General features: G+C 62.6%; 12 protein-coding genes. 4 read left to right on the forward strand and 8 right to left on the reverse strand.

The genetic code is table 11. From position 1 onward, the window contains the following. Nucleotides 1-42 precede the first annotated feature (42 nt). From nagZ to AB4Z43_RS00740, 4 genes are all read right to left on the reverse strand, one after another. On the reverse strand, nt 43-1,062 hold the full coding sequence (gene nagZ / locus AB4Z43_RS00725) for a beta-N-acetylhexosaminidase (protein WP_019858565.1): 1,020 nt from the start codon (nt 1,060-1,062) through the stop codon (nt 43-45). A 151-nt stretch (nt 1,063-1,213) separates the two neighbouring features. Then, nucleotides 1,214-4,651 carry an SPOR domain-containing protein gene (locus tag AB4Z43_RS00730; RefSeq protein ID WP_441935344.1) on the reverse strand — a complete coding sequence of 1,146 codons (3,438 nt, stop codon included), beginning with the start codon at nt 4,649-4,651 and terminating at the stop codon, nt 1,214-1,216. A gap of 103 nt (nt 4,652-4,754) precedes the next feature. Next, a complete protein-coding gene (argS, locus tag AB4Z43_RS00735; protein ID WP_441935345.1) occupies nt 4,755-6,512 on the reverse strand; it encodes an arginine--tRNA ligase in 1,758 nt (585 codons plus the stop codon). A gap of 61 nt (nt 6,513-6,573) precedes the next feature. Next, on the reverse strand, nt 6,574-7,788 hold the full coding sequence (locus AB4Z43_RS00740) for a deoxyguanosinetriphosphate triphosphohydrolase (RefSeq protein ID WP_441935346.1): 1,215 nt from the start codon (nt 7,786-7,788) through the stop codon (nt 6,574-6,576). Between the two features lie 76 nt (nt 7,789-7,864). Between AB4Z43_RS00740 and erpA the strand changes: the two genes are divergently transcribed. From erpA to AB4Z43_RS00760, 4 genes are all read left to right on the forward strand, one after another. Beyond that, nucleotides 7,865-8,212, forward strand: coding sequence for an iron-sulfur cluster insertion protein ErpA (erpA, locus tag AB4Z43_RS00745; RefSeq protein ID WP_019858570.1), 348 nt, complete (start codon nt 7,865-7,867; stop codon nt 8,210-8,212). 4 nt (nt 8,213-8,216) lie between these two features. Continuing rightward, nucleotides 8,217-8,609 carry a VOC family protein gene (locus AB4Z43_RS00750; protein WP_441935347.1) on the forward strand — a complete coding sequence of 131 codons (393 nt, stop codon included), beginning with the start codon at nt 8,217-8,219 and terminating at the stop codon, nt 8,607-8,609. A gap of 7 nt (nt 8,610-8,616) precedes the next feature. Further along, nucleotides 8,617-9,411 carry an exodeoxyribonuclease III gene (gene xth / locus AB4Z43_RS00755; RefSeq protein ID WP_441935348.1) on the forward strand — a complete coding sequence of 265 codons (795 nt, stop codon included), beginning with the start codon at nt 8,617-8,619 and terminating at the stop codon, nt 9,409-9,411. A 72-nt stretch (nt 9,412-9,483) separates the two neighbouring features. Then, nucleotides 9,484-9,801 (forward strand): hypothetical protein, encoded by a 318-nt coding sequence (locus tag AB4Z43_RS00760; RefSeq protein ID WP_038647255.1) that lies wholly within the window; start codon nt 9,484-9,486, stop codon nt 9,799-9,801. 49 nt (nt 9,802-9,850) lie between these two features. Here the strand turns inward: AB4Z43_RS00760 and AB4Z43_RS00765 are convergent, their stop codons facing one another. From AB4Z43_RS00765 to AB4Z43_RS00780, 4 genes are all read right to left on the reverse strand, one after another. Then, complete coding sequence (locus AB4Z43_RS00765; RefSeq protein WP_441935349.1) at nt 9,851-10,681, reverse strand: tetratricopeptide repeat protein; 831 nt, start codon at nt 10,679-10,681, stop codon at nt 9,851-9,853. Beyond that, entirely contained in the window at nt 10,668-12,392 is a 1,725-nt protein-coding gene (ilvD, locus tag AB4Z43_RS00770; protein ID WP_038647257.1) for a dihydroxy-acid dehydratase, read from the reverse strand. Before ilvD ends, AB4Z43_RS00765 begins: the two co-directional genes overlap by 14 nt. 290 nt (nt 12,393-12,682) lie before the next feature. Then, a complete protein-coding gene (locus AB4Z43_RS00775; RefSeq protein ID WP_441935350.1) occupies nt 12,683-13,975 on the reverse strand; it encodes an outer membrane protein transport protein in 1,293 nt (430 codons plus the stop codon). 392 nt (nt 13,976-14,367) lie between these two features. Further along, a complete protein-coding gene (locus AB4Z43_RS00780) occupies nt 14,368-15,534 on the reverse strand; it encodes an outer membrane protein transport protein (protein WP_019858578.1) in 1,167 nt (388 codons plus the stop codon). Nucleotides 15,535-15,623 lie beyond the last annotated feature (89 nt).

Here is a 15,623-nt window from a genome sequence, read left to right on the forward strand (position 1 = left end):
GCTTTCCAATGTTTCCGCCACTGCCTTTGTCACTTCCCTTGGTTAGGCCACCGCATCGAAATAGGTGGCGAATTCGGCCCGTATCTCGGTTTCCTCGGCCGCGTCGCGTTTCCTTATATAGGTCAGCGCCCGCTTTGCACGCTCCAGCGACTTGCCTTCAAGCCCCGTGGTGCGCGACGCAATGCCTGCCATCTCCTCGAAAACGCCGTTACAGTGAAGGACCAGATCGCAGCCCGCCGCAAGGATCGACGCCGCCTTTGTCGGGAAATCCCCAGAAAGTGCCTTCATCGAGGTGTCGTCGCTCATCAGGAGCCCGTCAAAGCCAATGTCGCGGCGGATGATCTCGTCGATGACCTTGCCGGATGTCGTCGCCGGGTTCTTGGGATCGATGGCGCTGTAGACCACATGCGCCGTCATCGCCATCGGCAGGTCGTTGAGCTCCCGGAACGGGGCAAAGTCATGCCGCTGCAAATCGCTGAGCGAGGCGTCGACAACAGGCAGCTCGAAATGCGTGTCGGCAAAGGCCCGTCCATGCCCCGGAATGTGTTTCATCACGGGCAGCACGCCGCCCGACATCAGGCCTTCGGCGGCGGCACGGCCGAGTTCGATGACCGCGCGCGGCTCCTTGCCATAGGCGCGCGCGCCGATGACGTCGCTGGCGCCTTCGATCGGCACGTCGAGCACCGGCAGGCAATCCGCGGTGATGCCGTAGCGCAGCAGGTCGAAGGCATGCAGGCGCGCCATCAGCCAGGCAGCGCGGGCACCGGCGTCATGATCGTCGCGCCACAGCGCGCCGAGCGCGCCGCCCGCCGGATAGTTCGGCGCCAGCGGCGGCCGCAGGCGTTGTACCCTGCCGCCTTCCTGGTCGATGAAAACCAGCGCGTCCGGGCGCCCGATACAATCGCGCATCTCGGCGACGAGATCGCGGATCTGTTCGGTCTCGCCGATGTTGCGGGCAAACAGGATGAAGGCCCATGGGCATTCATTGCGATAGAAATTGATTTCTTCGCGGGTGAGCGATTTCCCGGCACAGCCGAGGATCATGGATTTTGATTCGGTCATATCAGGAGTCTAGGGCTTCACGCGGCCAAAGGGAATCGTCTGGAAATACATGCGGTCCAACGCCGGAAATGCTTCCACATGAAAAAGCGCTGGGCGCATGAAAAAGCCGGCGCGACCTTGGGCCGCGCCGGCTTTGATGGGTTGAACGCTCCTAGCGCGAGACGAAGCAGTTGCCGCCGGCGGCCTTGTAGCTGGTGCACAAATTGATGGCATCGTTGCGTGACTGGGCCACGACGCGGACGCGGTAGAACGTGCCCTTGCCGGCTATCTCGGCCTTGACGATGTTGGCGGTGCGGCCGGCAAGCACGCTGCCATAGCGGCGCTGCAGGTCCTGGTAGGTCGACTGGGCGCTTTCCACCGTCGGCTGCGAAGCAACCTGCATCGACCACGAACCGCTACCGGTCGCCGTCGTTGCCGGGTCGATGGATGCGACCTGATCGGGCTTCACCTCGCCGACGACGTCGACGGGCTGGTCGGACGGACGCTGCGGCGCGATCGCAACCTTGGCCGGAGTATTGGCCGACTGCGCCTTGGCCGGTTTGGCCACCGGCTTGAGGGCCGGCTCGTCGCCCGACTGGGCCGCGGCGGGCGCCACGGTGCCGGTCTGGTCGGCATCGGCGGACGGCGCGACATGCTGCGGCGCCGGATCGCTCGGCTCAGCGGCCGCCACCTGCGGCGCGGCCGGCGCCGGATCCTCGCGCGGCACCAGCGAGCCGTCCGATTTGACCACCATCGTCCTCACCTTGCGCGGTGCGACGGCGACGACATCGGTGTTGTTGCCCTTGTCGGTATCCTGCAGCACCTGCGCGATGCGATCCTCTGACTTGGGCGCGGGCGCCGCATTGTCGGCCGGAGCAAGATTGCCAGCCGGCGCAGCACTGGCGGTCGGCGCAGCATTGGCGGCCGGCGCGGCATTGGCGGTTGGCGCCGCATTGCCGTCATCGGCTCCGCCGACGACAGCACCCTGCCCGGCAGAAAGATCGACGGCACGGTTCGGATCCTTGGCCTGCACATCCACGGGGACCTCCGTGTTGGTGACAAGCTTCTGCTGCACCGGCTCGGCCGGCTTCGCGCCCTTGACCACCGCGTCGTAGACCTTGTTGTCCTGGTTCGGCACCACGGTGCCGCCCGGATTTTCCGGCTTGACCTTGATCGGCGAATTGTCGGCCTTGACGATGACAGGCGCGTCGCTGCCGCCCTTGCCGCCGAAAGACAGCGCAAAGGCGCCAAGACCGCCTGCGACCGCCACGGCACCGACGATTGCCGCGATGAACAGGCCACGGCGGCCAGACGACCTGGCCGCTTCCCGCTCGCCGAGACCCGGAACGGACATTGCCTCGTCCAGTTCAGGATCATAGTCGAGCTCATCGACGGTGAAATCGTCCGCCTGCGAGACCGGCTGGCTGCCGGGCAGACTGTCGAGGTCGAAGCCGTCGGCGGCGTCTGCATAGCCTGTGTTCGCTGCAGCACGGGCGGGCATTTCCGCCGGCCGCGCCGCATAGGTCCGCGCTTCCGGCTGAAGGGCCGGTTTGACCCCGCCATAACCCGGTTTGACCCCGTCATAACCCGGTTTGGGTTCTTCATATGCCGGCGCCTGATAGGCCGATTTGAATCCGCCATCAAAGGATTCATCGGCATCGGCAGCGCTGCTTGCGGGCGCGGCTGGAGCTGGCGCGACCTCCACCGAATTCATTTCCGTCAGCAGGCTGGCGAACTCTGCGTCGAGATCGTCATAGCCTGATGCGGCCGGTTCATCTTCCTCGAAATGCAGTTCCGGGATGTCGAGATCGTCCGCCAGCGCCACGACGCGCTCCGGCACATCCACCGTTTCGACATCGGGCATCTCTTCTTCGTAGTGCGAGGACGGTCGCGGCTGCGGCGCCGATACGGGCGCCGCATAGGGCGCGGCCGCAACCGGCTCGGGCGCGCGATAGGGCGGCACCACAGCCGCCGCCGGGGCCATTTCAGGCGCGGTCGTCCTTGCCGTCATGGAAGCGGCCGGCTGCGCGGCGAATGCAGGCTGCTGGGGAACCGGTGTCACACGGCTCCACGAACGGGTCGGCTCGGTCGGCGCGGAGCGATCGGCCAGCCAATCGACGGAATCGGCCTGATCCTGCCGCCAAGCTGCCTCGTCGCGCGGATCGAGATTCTCGGCCAGGGCCGCGTCGAACGCATCATCGTCGAAATCGATGTCGCCATGATCGGCAGCGTCCGCGCCCAGCTCGTGACCCTGAAGCTCATCGACCAGCGGATCGTCGAGATCGGCATCGGCGGCGTGAGCCGCGCTGGAGGCATGCGTATCCTCGGTCGCATGTTCGTCGAGATCCCAGTCGAGATCGGCAGGCTCCTCGGCGGCCTTTGCCGGCGCGGGAACATACGACCGAACGGGAGCAGCGGCCGGCTGAGCCGCAACGGGTTGAGCGGCGACGGGCTCGGGCTCCTTGACCGACGGCAGCGTGCGCGCCGTCATGGCGCCCAGAAGCGCGTTCAACTCGTCTTCGAGGCTACGTTCGTCCGCCGCGGGGGCCGGTGCCGGCTCAGCCATGATGGCTGCCGGAGCTACCGGCTGGACCGCGGCAGCGGCAACCTCGGCGACCGGCTCTTCGGCAGGCTCGGCGAACGCGTTGTCCATGTTCCGATCGAAATCATCTTCCGAAACGGCTTCGGAGCCCGAGAACTCGTCCCTCGCATCCAAGGCATAAGAGGGCACTTCGTGCGCTTCCGCCGCGTCAAAGGCCACGGGCTCGTCCGCCTGGACGTCAAAATCCGTGTCGACATCCGCCATGGCGTCGTCGAAATGCCCCTCGAAATCCTCGTCGGCAATCGCCGGAGCTTCATTCGCGACGGCCAGCACCGGCTCCGGATAGTCGACCGCGGCCGCAGCCGCATGGGGCTGATCCGCCGAATGGTCGTCAAGCATCAGCTCGTCTTCGAGCGAAATCGCCACCGCGTCGTCGAATTCGTGCGCGCCGGCCGGCTCGACAGCCACCGGCATTTCCGCAACCGCATGCTGGGGCTCGACGGCTTCGTCCTCGATCTCAGCGGCATGGTCCTCGACGTGGAAATCCTGGTCAAGCGACGCGGCAAGCTCGTCTTCCATCGGCAGGTCGTCCTCGAAGGGCGAAACGTCTTCGAGCGAACTGGCAACGGCATTGTCGAAATCGGCGTCGAAGGCAGGCTCGACGGACGGCGCGGCTTCGGCATCGCCGGGGTGGGCATGGCTGGCGACGGGCCCATGCTCGTCGGCACCCGTGAGGTCCAGATGGAAATCGTCGTCGAGCGACAGCGCAAGTTCGTCGTCGGCCGCGTGTGTGGGGGCCGTTTCGAATGCCGGCTCATGAGCCTCGACAACCGGAGCGGCGACGCTGTCGCCAGCGTCGAACTCGCCCATCAATTCCTTTTCGAGGTCGATGTCGAAATCGTCCTCTTGCACGGGCTGACTGGCGGCAGCGGCCTGCGGCTCGACCCGCGCCTGCTGCTTGACTGGCTGGCGTGGGTCGAATCCCATGATCCTGGTCAGTTCCGCGAACGGATCATCGTCAGCGATGTCGTTGTTGTCGGCTACTCTCAGCTGGGTTCTGTCTGCCATTATTGTTCCCGAACTCGCACTCATTCGGACGCCATGGACGTCGCGCAGGGTTGGCCCTTACCAGCGCAATGTGGGCAAAAGGTGACAGGTTTTTTAGTCAAACCTAACGCATTTCGGTGGGCGCAGCGGCTCCGATCAACGTCAGGCCGGACGTCAGAACGTCCGAAACAGCCTGCACCAGCCCTAGTCTGGCATGCGTCAATTGTCGGTCGTTAACCTTAACAAAACGTAAGTCCGGATTATCCGTACCCCGGTTCCAGTGTCCGTGGAAACTGGAAGCCAGATCATAAAGGTAAAATGCCAGCCTATGCGGCTCCAGCGCAAGAGCCGCGGATTCGATCAGGCGTGGATATTCGGCGAGCTTGCGGATCAGGCCGATCTCGCCCTCGTCGGTCAGCGAAGCCGCCGCGGCAGCCAGGCTTTTGCGATCGAAATTCGCCTCGCCCAGTTGCTCGCTCGCCTGCCGGAACACCGAATGGCAGCGCGCCGAAGCGTACTGCACGTAAAACACCGGATTGTCCTTGGACTGTTCGGTGACCTTGGCGAAATCGAAATCGAGCGGCGCGTCATTCTTGCGGAACAGCATCATGAACCGCACCGCGTCACGGCCCACCTCTTCAATGACTTCCCGCGCCGTGACGAAATTCCCAGCCCTTTTTCCCATTCGCACCGGCTCGCCGTCGCGAAACAGCTTGACCAGATTGCAAAGCAGGACCGTGAGCTTCACCTTGTCGCCGGTAATCGCCCGCGCCAAGGCCTCCAGCCGCTTGACGTAGCCGCCATGGTCGGCGCCAAGCACGTAGATCAGGTCGACGAAGCCGCGATCGACCTTGTCCTTCAGATACGCCACGTCGGCGGCGAAATAGGTGAACGACCCGTCCGACTTGACCAGCGCCCGGTCCATGTCGTCGCCGACCGCCGTCGAGCGGAACAGCGTCTGCTCGCGATCTTCCCAATCGTCCGGCTTCTCGCCTTTGGGCGGCGGCAGCTTGCCCTTGTAGATATGTCCCTTCAGCGTCAGGTCGTTGATCGCCGAACGGATCTTCCTGGCATTGTCAGCGTGCAGCGTGCGTTCGGAGAAGAACACGTCGTGATGCACGTTGAGCAGCGCCAGGTCATCGCGGATCATCGCCATCATCGCGTCGATCGCGCGGTCCTTGACGATGGCGAGCGCCTCATCCTCCGGCATCTGGAGCAGGCCGCGGCCGAACTCTCTCGCCAGCGCCTGGCCGAGAGGAACCAGATAATCGCCGGGATAAAGGCCGGGCGGAATCTCGCCGATGTCGTCGCCGAGCGCCTCACGGTACCGCAGGATGACCGACCGGCCGAGCACGTCGATCTGTCCGCCGGCATCGTTGATGACATATTCCTTGGTCACGTCGTAACCGGCGAACGCCATCAGATTGGCCAGCGCATCGCCGACAACCGCGCCCCGGCAATGGCCGACATGCATCGGCCCAGTCGGGTTGGCCGAGACATATTCGACATTGGTTTTCCGGCCGGCGCCGATCGTCGAGCGGCCGTAATTGCGCCCCTCTCCCAGAAGCGCCGACAGATGCGCCTGCCAGAAGCCGTCCTTGAGCCGCAGATTGACAAAGCCGGGGCCGGCAACCTCGACGGCGGCGACATCCTTGTCATCGCGCAACGCCAACGCCAGCCTTTCAGCCAGAGCGCGCGGGTTCTGGCCGGTGGGCTTGGCCAGCACCATCGCCGCATTGGTCGCGAGATCGCCATGGCTGGCGTCGCGCGGCGGTTCGACGGCAATGCGCGACAGGTCGGGCGAAACGCCGTCCTTGTCTTTCAGATCCAGCGCTTCGACAGCCTTTGTGACTCGCGCGGTGAAATCGGCGAAGATGTTCATGGGTACTGCTCTGGCGGTTTTAGGCGAATCCGGCTCGCTGGCCGGCAAAATCGCGCTCGCCCTAGCTCAAATCCGGGGTGCGGTCAAACAAACGCCTGTGTTCCTTGAGCGCATAGGTGTCGGTCATCCCTGCCAGGAAATCGGCGACGCTGCGCGCCTTGATGCGATCCTCGGCCCGGTCCAGCCCCTCGCGCCAGCCGTCCGGCATGGCGCGCGGGTCGGCGAAATATACGTCGAACAGATCCCTGACGATCTGCTCGGCACCGGCGCGCACCCGCATCACCTCCTCGTGCCGGTAGAGGTGCTTGTAGAGAAACGCCTTCAGTTCCTTCTCGGCCGCGGCCATCCCAGCGGAAAAGCTCACCATCGTCTCGCCCGCCGCCCTCACCGCGTCGGCGCTGCGCGGCCCGACGCGTTCCAGATTTGCCGTCGCGGCAACGATGACATCCTCGACCATGGCGGTGATCTGCCGCCGCATCAGTTCGTGACCGGTGCGCACGTCATCGAGCCTGGGATAGCGTTGGCGCACGCCCTCGAGGATTTTCCCGGGCAGCGAGACGGTTTTCAGCATGTCCAGCGTCAGCAGCCCTGCCCGCAGCCCGTCATCGATGTCATGCGTGTTGTAGGCGATGTCGTCAGCGATCGCCGCGCACTGCGCCTCGATGCCGGCGAACCGGTCGAGTTCGAGATCCTGCAACTGCGAATAATCGCGGATCGCTTGCGGCACCGGCCCTTTCAGGCTTTTGCCAGTGCTGTTCATCAGCGGGCCATTGTGCTTGACCAGGCCCTCCAGCGTCTCCCAGGTCAGGTTCAGCCCGTCGAATTCGGCGTAGCGCGCCTCCAGCCTCGTCACGATGCGCAGCGACTGGGCGTTGTGATCAAAACCGCCCCAGGCCGCCATCTTGTCGTTCAGCGCGTCCTCGCCCGTATGACCGAAGGGCGTGTGGCCGAAATCATGCACCAGCGCCACCGCCTCGGCGAGATCCTCGTCGCCGCGCAGTGCCCGCGCCAGCGCACGCGCGATCTGCGCCACTTCGATCGAATGGGTCAGCCTTGTGCGGTAATGGTCGCCTTCATGGGCGATGAAGACTTGCGTCTTGTGCTTGAGCCGCCGGAACGCCGTGGAGTGGATGATGCGGTCGCGGTCGCGCTGGAACGGCGTGCGGGTCGGGCTCTCGACCTCGTCGAACAGCCGTCCGCGCGACTTCGCCGGATCTGTGGCATAGGCCGCGCGCGGCCTATAACCGAACCCGATGTCGCCCAACTCATTGGTCATGGCTGATGCTGCCGCAGTTGACTTGGCCCCTCGCGCTTCATACCTATCATGTGAAACCGAAAGCAAGGTGACGCCCATGGGCGCTGATGCCAAGACCGCGATGAAAGTCGACATGACCGAGGCCGCCGCCAGGCGGATCGCCAAGATTGTCTCTGGCGAGGCCGGCAAGACGGCGCTGCGCGTTTCCGTCGAAGGCGGCGGCTGCTCCGGATTTTCCTACAAATTCGATCTGGTCGACACGCGCAACGACGACGACGTCGCCATCGAGAAGGACGGCGCGACCGTGCTGATCGACGATTTGTCGCTGGTCTATATGGGCGGCTCGGTGATCGATTTCGTCGACGATCTGATGGGCCAGTCCTTCCAGATCCGCAATCCGAACGCCGTCGCCTCCTGCGGCTGCGGCACGAGCTTCTCCGTCTAACGGCATGCCTGCCATCGGCGCGGTCCGTCAGGTCGCGCTGTCGGCCGGACGCGATCTTGATTCGACGCTGGCCTTCTGGCGTGACGTGCTCGGCATGGGCGTTCATGCCCGCTACGATCCGCCGGGCATTGCTTTCATCATGGCCGGCAATGTGAGGCTGCTGTTCACCGACGGCGTTCCGGCCGGCATAGTCTATCTCGACATTAGGGGCCTCGAAGCCTTCCACGCCGAGGCGAAAGCCGCGGGCGTCCCCTTCACCGCGCCACCGGCGCTCGTGCATCGCGATACCGAAGGCACCTTCGGACCGCCGGGGGAAAGCGAGTGGATGGCCTTCCTAAAGGACCCGGCAGGCAATACGATCGGCCTGGTCGAACGCCACCCGCCGCAGGAAGAATAAGGCCGCCATGAAAATCGTCACCTGGAACATCAACGGCGTTCGCGCCCGCATCGGCAATCTCACTCATTGGCTGACCGAGAGCGCGCCCGACATCGTCTGCCTGCAGGAGATCAAGACGGTCGACGAGCAGTTCCCGCGCGCCGAGATCGAGGCGCTGGGCTACAATGTCGAAACCCATGGCCAGAAAGGTTTCAACGGCGTGGCGCTGCTATCGAAACTGCGCTTTGACGAGGTCACCAGAGGCCTGCCGGGCGACGAGGCCGACGAACAGGCGCGCTTCATCGAAGGTGTGTTCTCGACCGACAAGGGCGCGTTGCGCGTCGCCTCGCTCTATCTGCCGAACGGCAATCCGATCGATGACGACAAAAAATTCCCCTACAAGCTGAACTGGATGGAGCGGCTGGAGCGCTGGGCCGAAGAGCGGCTGAGGCTGGAAGAGGCGCTTGTGCTGGCCGGCGACTACAACGTCATTCCCGAGCCGATCGACGCACGCTTTCCGGAAAACTGGCTGGGCGACGCGCTGTTCCAGCCGCAGACGCGGCAGGCCTTCCGCCGGCTGCTCAATCTCGGTTTCACCGAAGCGGTGCGCGCGGTCACCGATGCACCCGACACCTACACCTTCTGGGACTATCRGGCCGGCGCCTGGCAGAAGAACAACGGCATCCGCATCGACCATCTGCTGCTGTCGCCGGAAGCCGCCAACCGCTTCTCGTCGGCCTCGATCGAAAAGCATGTGCGCGCCTGGGAAAAACCGTCCGATCACGTGCCGGTGGCGATTGATCTCGCCCTGCAGCCGGCCTGACCGGGGTCCTTCTGCCGTCGATTTGTCTGGACGTTGTATCGCCACAAATCGGGCGCATGATGGACAATCATCATGGCGGCTGGGGTTCCCATGACCATTCGATTTGTTGCTTGTCCGATCGGCTTGGCATTTGCCACGGCCGCCATGGTGCCTGCTTTCGCCGCCCCGGAATGTCTTGCCAATGGAAAGTCCTATCCGGTCGGCCAGGTCGCCTGCCTGACGGTTGCCGACCAGAGCCATCTGGCGCGCTGCGAGATGGTGCTCAACAACACATCCTGGACGAAGATCGGCGACAGCTGCCCCGGAAACACGATGGCGCCGCACCTGCACGTAACGCCGATCTCGACGCCCGCGCCCAGCATGGTGCCGACGGAGCCAACCGAGAATTGATTTTCTGACTGACTGATCTCCCCCTGTTGGAGGAGAACGGCAGACGACCTTATTGGTCTGCGTTGGTGGTGCCCTTGGTCAGGATGTCATCGGCCAGCGAAATCGCCGTGCGCCGGTCGGCCTCGCCGGCGGCAGCAAAAGCCTCTTCCTGCATGCCACGAATCCAGGGCTGATCGGTAGGGGACGCGCGCTCGAGTGCGGCGGTCATCATCGCCAGGCCGCGAACGATCTTGCCGCTCTGGAACAAGAGATGGCCAAGCGTCGCCTGCGCGCCGGCATGGCCCTTTTCGGCGGCGAGCTGGAACCAGCGCCCGGCCTGCTTGACGCTGGCCTTCACGCCGCCCTCGCCCTTCAGGAACATCTGCCCCATCTCGAACTGGGCGTTCGGGTTGCGGTAGTTGGCGGCGGCGCGCATGTAATATTCCTGTGCCGCCACCTCGTTCTCGGTGACCGGGCTGCCCGGAATGCCCTTGCGCAGATAATCGCCGAGCGCCACCAGCGCGTCGGAGACGTAGCTCTCTTCCGGCGAACCGGGCTCGACATCCTGGTCGACGATCTCGGAGAAGAACTTGAACGCCTCATAGTCGTCGCGCGCCACGCCGTCGCCCTCTGCATACATGCGGGCAAGTTTCCAGGTGGCGCCGATCTGGCCGTTTTCGGCGGCGTATTTATAGGCTTCGGCGGCCTGTTCCTTGTGGCCGTTCTTGTAGGCGGAGAAGCCGAACTGGAACACCGCCCAGGGGCTGGACTGCGGCTTCACGCCGGTCTTGTCGTCGAAAACCTTGTCGTCAAAGGCCACAGCCTGGCCCACGGCGCCAAAGATCGCCGCAGCGACCAGTGCCGGAAGGACAGATGACCTCAACAACTCAGATATCCGCATAGCAGTGTGTTTCTTTCGCACCGCCCGGATGGGTGACCGCGCCATCCCTGGCCGACCCGACCGTCTGTGCGTATTTCCATATCGCGCCCGACTGGTAGTCGGTCGTGCGCGCCTTCCATGTCTTGGCCCGCGCCGCCAGTTCGCTATCAGACAGCGCCACTTCGATCGTGCCGTTCACGGCGTCGATCGAAATCACGTCACCATCCCGGATCAGGCCGATCGGGCCGCCCACCGCCGCTTCCGGTCCGACATGGCCGATGCAGAAGCCGCGCGTCGCGCCCGAGAAGCGGCCGTCGGTGATCAGCGCCACCTTGCCGCCCATGCCCTGGCCGTAGAGCGCTGCCGTCGTCGACAGCATCTCGCGCATGCCGGGACCGCCGCGCGGCCCTTCGTAGCGAATGACCAGAACCTCGCCTTCCCTGTAGTTGCGATGCGTCACCGCCTCGAAACATTCCTCTTCCGAATCGAAGCAGCGCGCCGGGCCGGAGAATTTCAACTCCGCCATGCCCGCGACCTTCACGATCGCGCCTTCGGGGGCAAGGTTTCCCTTCAAGCCCACGACGCCGCCGGTTTGGGTAATTGGTCTGTTGGCCGGGCGGACCACATCCTGGTGTTCATTCCAGGCAACGTGCTCCATGTTTTCGGCCAAAGTGCGGCCAGTGACCGTCAGGCAATCTCCGTGCAGATAGCCGTGGTCGAGCAACGTCTTCATCAACAGCGGAATGCCGCCGGCCTCGAACATGTCCTTGGCGACATATTTGCCGCCAGGCTTGAGGTCGGCGATGTAGGGCGTCTTCTCGAAAATCTTCGCGACATCGAAGAGATCGAATTTGATGCCTGCCTCATGTGCGATCGCCGGCAGATGCAGGGCAGCATTGGTCGAGCCGCCGGTGGCGGAAACCACGGTCGCCGCGTTCTCCAGCGCCTTCAGCGTGACGATGTCGCGCGGCCGGATGTTTTTGGCAATCAGCTCCATGATCTTTTCGCCGGAGGCGAAATTGAAGCGGTCGCGCATTTCGTAAGGCGCCGGCGCGCCGCAGGAATATGGCAGCGCCAGGCCGATCGCCTCGGCGACGGTCGCCATGGTGTTGGCGGTGAACTGGGCGCCGCAGGAACCGGCCGACGGACAGGCGGCCTGCTCGATCTCGAGCAGTTCGGCATCGCCGATCGTGCCGACCGAATGCTGGCCGACCGCCTCGAACACATCCTGCACGGTGATCTGGCGGCCGCGATAGCTGCCGGGCAGGATCGAACCGCCATAGATGAAGATCGACGGCACGTTGAGCCGCACCATGGCCATCATCATGCCGGGCAGCGACTTGTCGCAGCCGGCGAGGCCGACCAGCGCATCGTAGCAATGGCCGCGCATGGTGAGTTCGACCGAATCGGCGATGACCTCGCGCGACACCAGCGACGACTTCATGCCCTGGTGGCCCATGGCAATGCCGTCGGTGACGGTGATGGTGCAGAATTCGCGCGGCGTTCCATTGGCAGCGGCGACGCCCTTCTTGACCACTTGCGCCTGGCGCATCAACGAGATGTTGCAGGGGGCGGCTTCGTTCCAGCAGGAGGCAACGCCGACCAGCGGCTGCGCGATCTCGGCGGCGGAAAGCCCCATGGCATAGAGATAGGACCGGTGCGGCGCACGCGCCGGACCGACAGTCACATAGCGGCTAGGGAGCTTAGCCTTTGAAATGACCTTGGCGTCCATTCTCATCCTTGCCGCGGGCGGTGCGGCCTGCCCCATCGCCGAGCCTTTTGGCGCGTGTCCCGAGACAAGTTCGAGGTGCGCCGGGTTTATGGCGGGAAATAGGCAATCTCCCCGGCCTGACTTCTAGCGCAGGGGTTGTTCAGAAAGTGTTGCCAAAACGTCACAATCGCACGAGGCGGTCCCGGTGCGGCTTATATGCAACGCAGCTTGGATACCGGAATCACCGACGATGCCGGCCCAGACGAAAAAGGCCGGGCAATGCCCGGCCTTTTAAAAGGATTTTCAATATCTTAGAACTTGATCTTGAGACCCCCGGAAATCGCCGTGACCAGATCGTTGCCGAAGTCATAGCTGACGTCGGTGCCGGCCGGATAACCGTTCTCATCCGTGAGCACCCCGGAATGGCCGCTGGTCAGCACACCTATCGCGCCAGCCAGGCGAAGTTCGATGTTCGGTCGCGGCGTGTAGGCCACCCCGCCGCCCAACGTCCAGGTATCGCTCTGATCACCGTAACCATGCGACGTACCCCGGTCCCATGAAATCTGCACGGCGCCGCTCCATTGCTCATTGAACTGATGACCAATGCCGCCGGTGACCGTCCAGCCATCACGGTACATCAAGTCGAGCGAGGTTAGCCTGACAGGGCTGGGGGAAACTGACGTACAGGGTGCGATACCTTTGCTTGCCGTTGAGCAGATCGGAATACTTTGCAGCACGCTCCAATTGACCCACTTGATCGAACCGAAAGCGAGCCAACCAGGAGCGATGCCTGATTGAAGCTTTAATTCCACGGAATCCGGCATCTTCGCCGAACCGTAAATGTCTGTCACAGCCGAAGAACCAGGAGGCAGGAAAGCCGCGATCGGAGCCAAGGATGTGGTATCGAGCGTGCCCGAAATGTTGTCGAGTTTGACCTGCGAATTGTAAACGAGACTGGCACGCAAAGCGATGTCGGGAATTTCGTAGGCGATACCGGCTCGCCATCCCCAGCCGTCTGCCTTCAGATCGACACGACCGACGAAATTGGCGGGGACAGGGAAGACGCCTGACAGGTCAGGAACACCGCCAATATAGCTTGTCTTGAAGCCGTAGACTTCTTGATAGAACGCGCCGCCGATGAAGCGAAGCTGGCCCTTGCCGACATCCATCTTGTAAGAGCAGGTGCCAGCGTAATTGTTGCTCTTGATGTTGGTTTCGATGTTGGAATACGAGCCGTTCCAAATACCCGGGCTCGAACTCGCCCCCCATGGCTGCGAGTAATCAAGCAGGCAGTCCACGCCGTGGCCGAGTGACGCCTTTACGCCAAAGTAAGGCACCCAATAGTCGTCCGTGTTGCGCGTCGAGCTATTGCCGCTAAGCGGGGCCGGGTTTCCCGACGTGTCGACCGCGTTCTTTAGTTTGCGGTGTGGTGAAACATAGGTCGCGTCAGTGTTCACGGTAAACGGCGCCGGATCGAACAGCAGATCGATGTCGTAGCCGCCTCGTTCAATGCCGCCGGCATGCGCCCCGATTATCGTCGTGCCGATCAAAGCAAGCGAAAAGCACCCCGCCCCCAGCAGTGCTTTCAGATGCAGATTGTACATGAATCGCCTCCCCCGAATTCGAGCACGACCTCAAGCAAAACCACTTGCACGGCTAACACAACAACGATTTCAAGAGGCGTACACGTACGTATTCAGCGATTGCGTTCTGCGTCGCGGTGTCGGGCGGCATGAACCAAGTAAAATTGCCGATTTTCGAGTGCATCCCCATAAAAATCCGGAGAAACTCAGCCAAAACCGCGCAAAAAGGTGTCCTGAAGGCCAATTTGGGCGCTGTAGCATTATGGCAACATCGTGCCAAAAAAGCTTCCGTTTACGTCAAGATCACCTTAGTTAAGCAACTGCTTTTGGAGCGACGGCGCATCCATGGGAGTCGGAGGCCGAAAAGAAAAGGCCGGGCAATGCCCGGCCTTTTGCTCAACAGATCAAAGGCGTTACCACTTGATGCTGTAACCAGCCGAGAGTGCATAGCCCCAATCACCGTCCACGGAACGGTTGAAGCCATTTCGCGGGTCGGGGCTGCCAGGAACATAACTGTTGTTGTATTGGGTCTCGGAAACGGAGGCCAGATAGACTGCCGCTACACCCAGGCGCAATTCGCCACCCAACTTGTCCTTCATCGAAACACCCGTGCCGATCGTATAGCTGTCGCCAGTCAGGTCCCAACCAGTGCTAACGCCGCGGTCATAGGATGCAAAAACAGTCCCTGAGATCTGATCGTTGAACTTATGACCGATGCCGCCGGTGACCGTCCAACCGTCACGCCAGAAATACAGATTGCCGCTGTTCAACGCCAACGCCGGCACGTTCAGCATCAGCGTTTCCGTAACAGACCAATCCGTCCACTTCACGCTACCGTAGGCGAGCCAGCCCGGAGCGATACCAGTTTGCGCCTTGAATTCGACTGATTGGGGAAAGTTGGCTTCCCCCGTTGCTCCGCCGGGAAGAGCCCCTCCCAGAAAGCTTGCCGTACCGGAGGCATTGATGTCGACGCCAGAGCGGTACATCAATTGGGTGCGGAGCGCGATTTCCGGAATTTCATAAGCAATGCCGGCACGCCAACCGATATTGCTGTCATGCAGGCTGACGCCAAGGACGGGTATGCTTGTCCCCAAAGGAGCACCGGCAACGAGCCGGTAGTCGGTGACTTCGTTGTAGACGCCACCAATAAGCCAGATACGGCCTTTGCTGAGATCGAACTTCAACCCGCAAGTCGCACCATATTCATACATGGTGAAGTCTTCATTCAGCTTGCCGAGCGTGCCGCTCGAACGCGACCACGTCGCGTTACCGCCATATGATTGCGTGAGAGTGCCGGCACAGGAGAGACTGTCTGACAGCTTGAACTTAACGGCGGCCGATGGAATGGCGTAACTGTCCGCGTAGTTCTCCCCGACCAGATAGGGATTCATCGGGTTCACCGAATATTTCCGGGTCGGCGCGACATAGGTCACGCTGGTGCGCATATTGAAATTGCCGTCTTCAAAAAGAATATCGGTATCGGCGGTGCCGCGCGAAAAACCGCCAGCGTGCGCCGAGCCCATCAAAGTCAGCGAAAAGCACCCTGCCCCCAGCAGTGCTTTCAGACGCAAATTGTTCATGGATGTCCTCCCCGAATAACTAGTGCGTCAAGCTAGAGCCAATTCAGGTTAACGGTGCAATAACGAATTCGCGGGGCGTACATGTACAT

Origin of the sequence: Mesorhizobium sp. 2RAF45, assembly GCF_052115225.1 — a bacterium.
Classification (GTDB): domain Bacteria; phylum Pseudomonadota; class Alphaproteobacteria; order Rhizobiales; family Rhizobiaceae; genus Mesorhizobium; species Mesorhizobium jarvisii.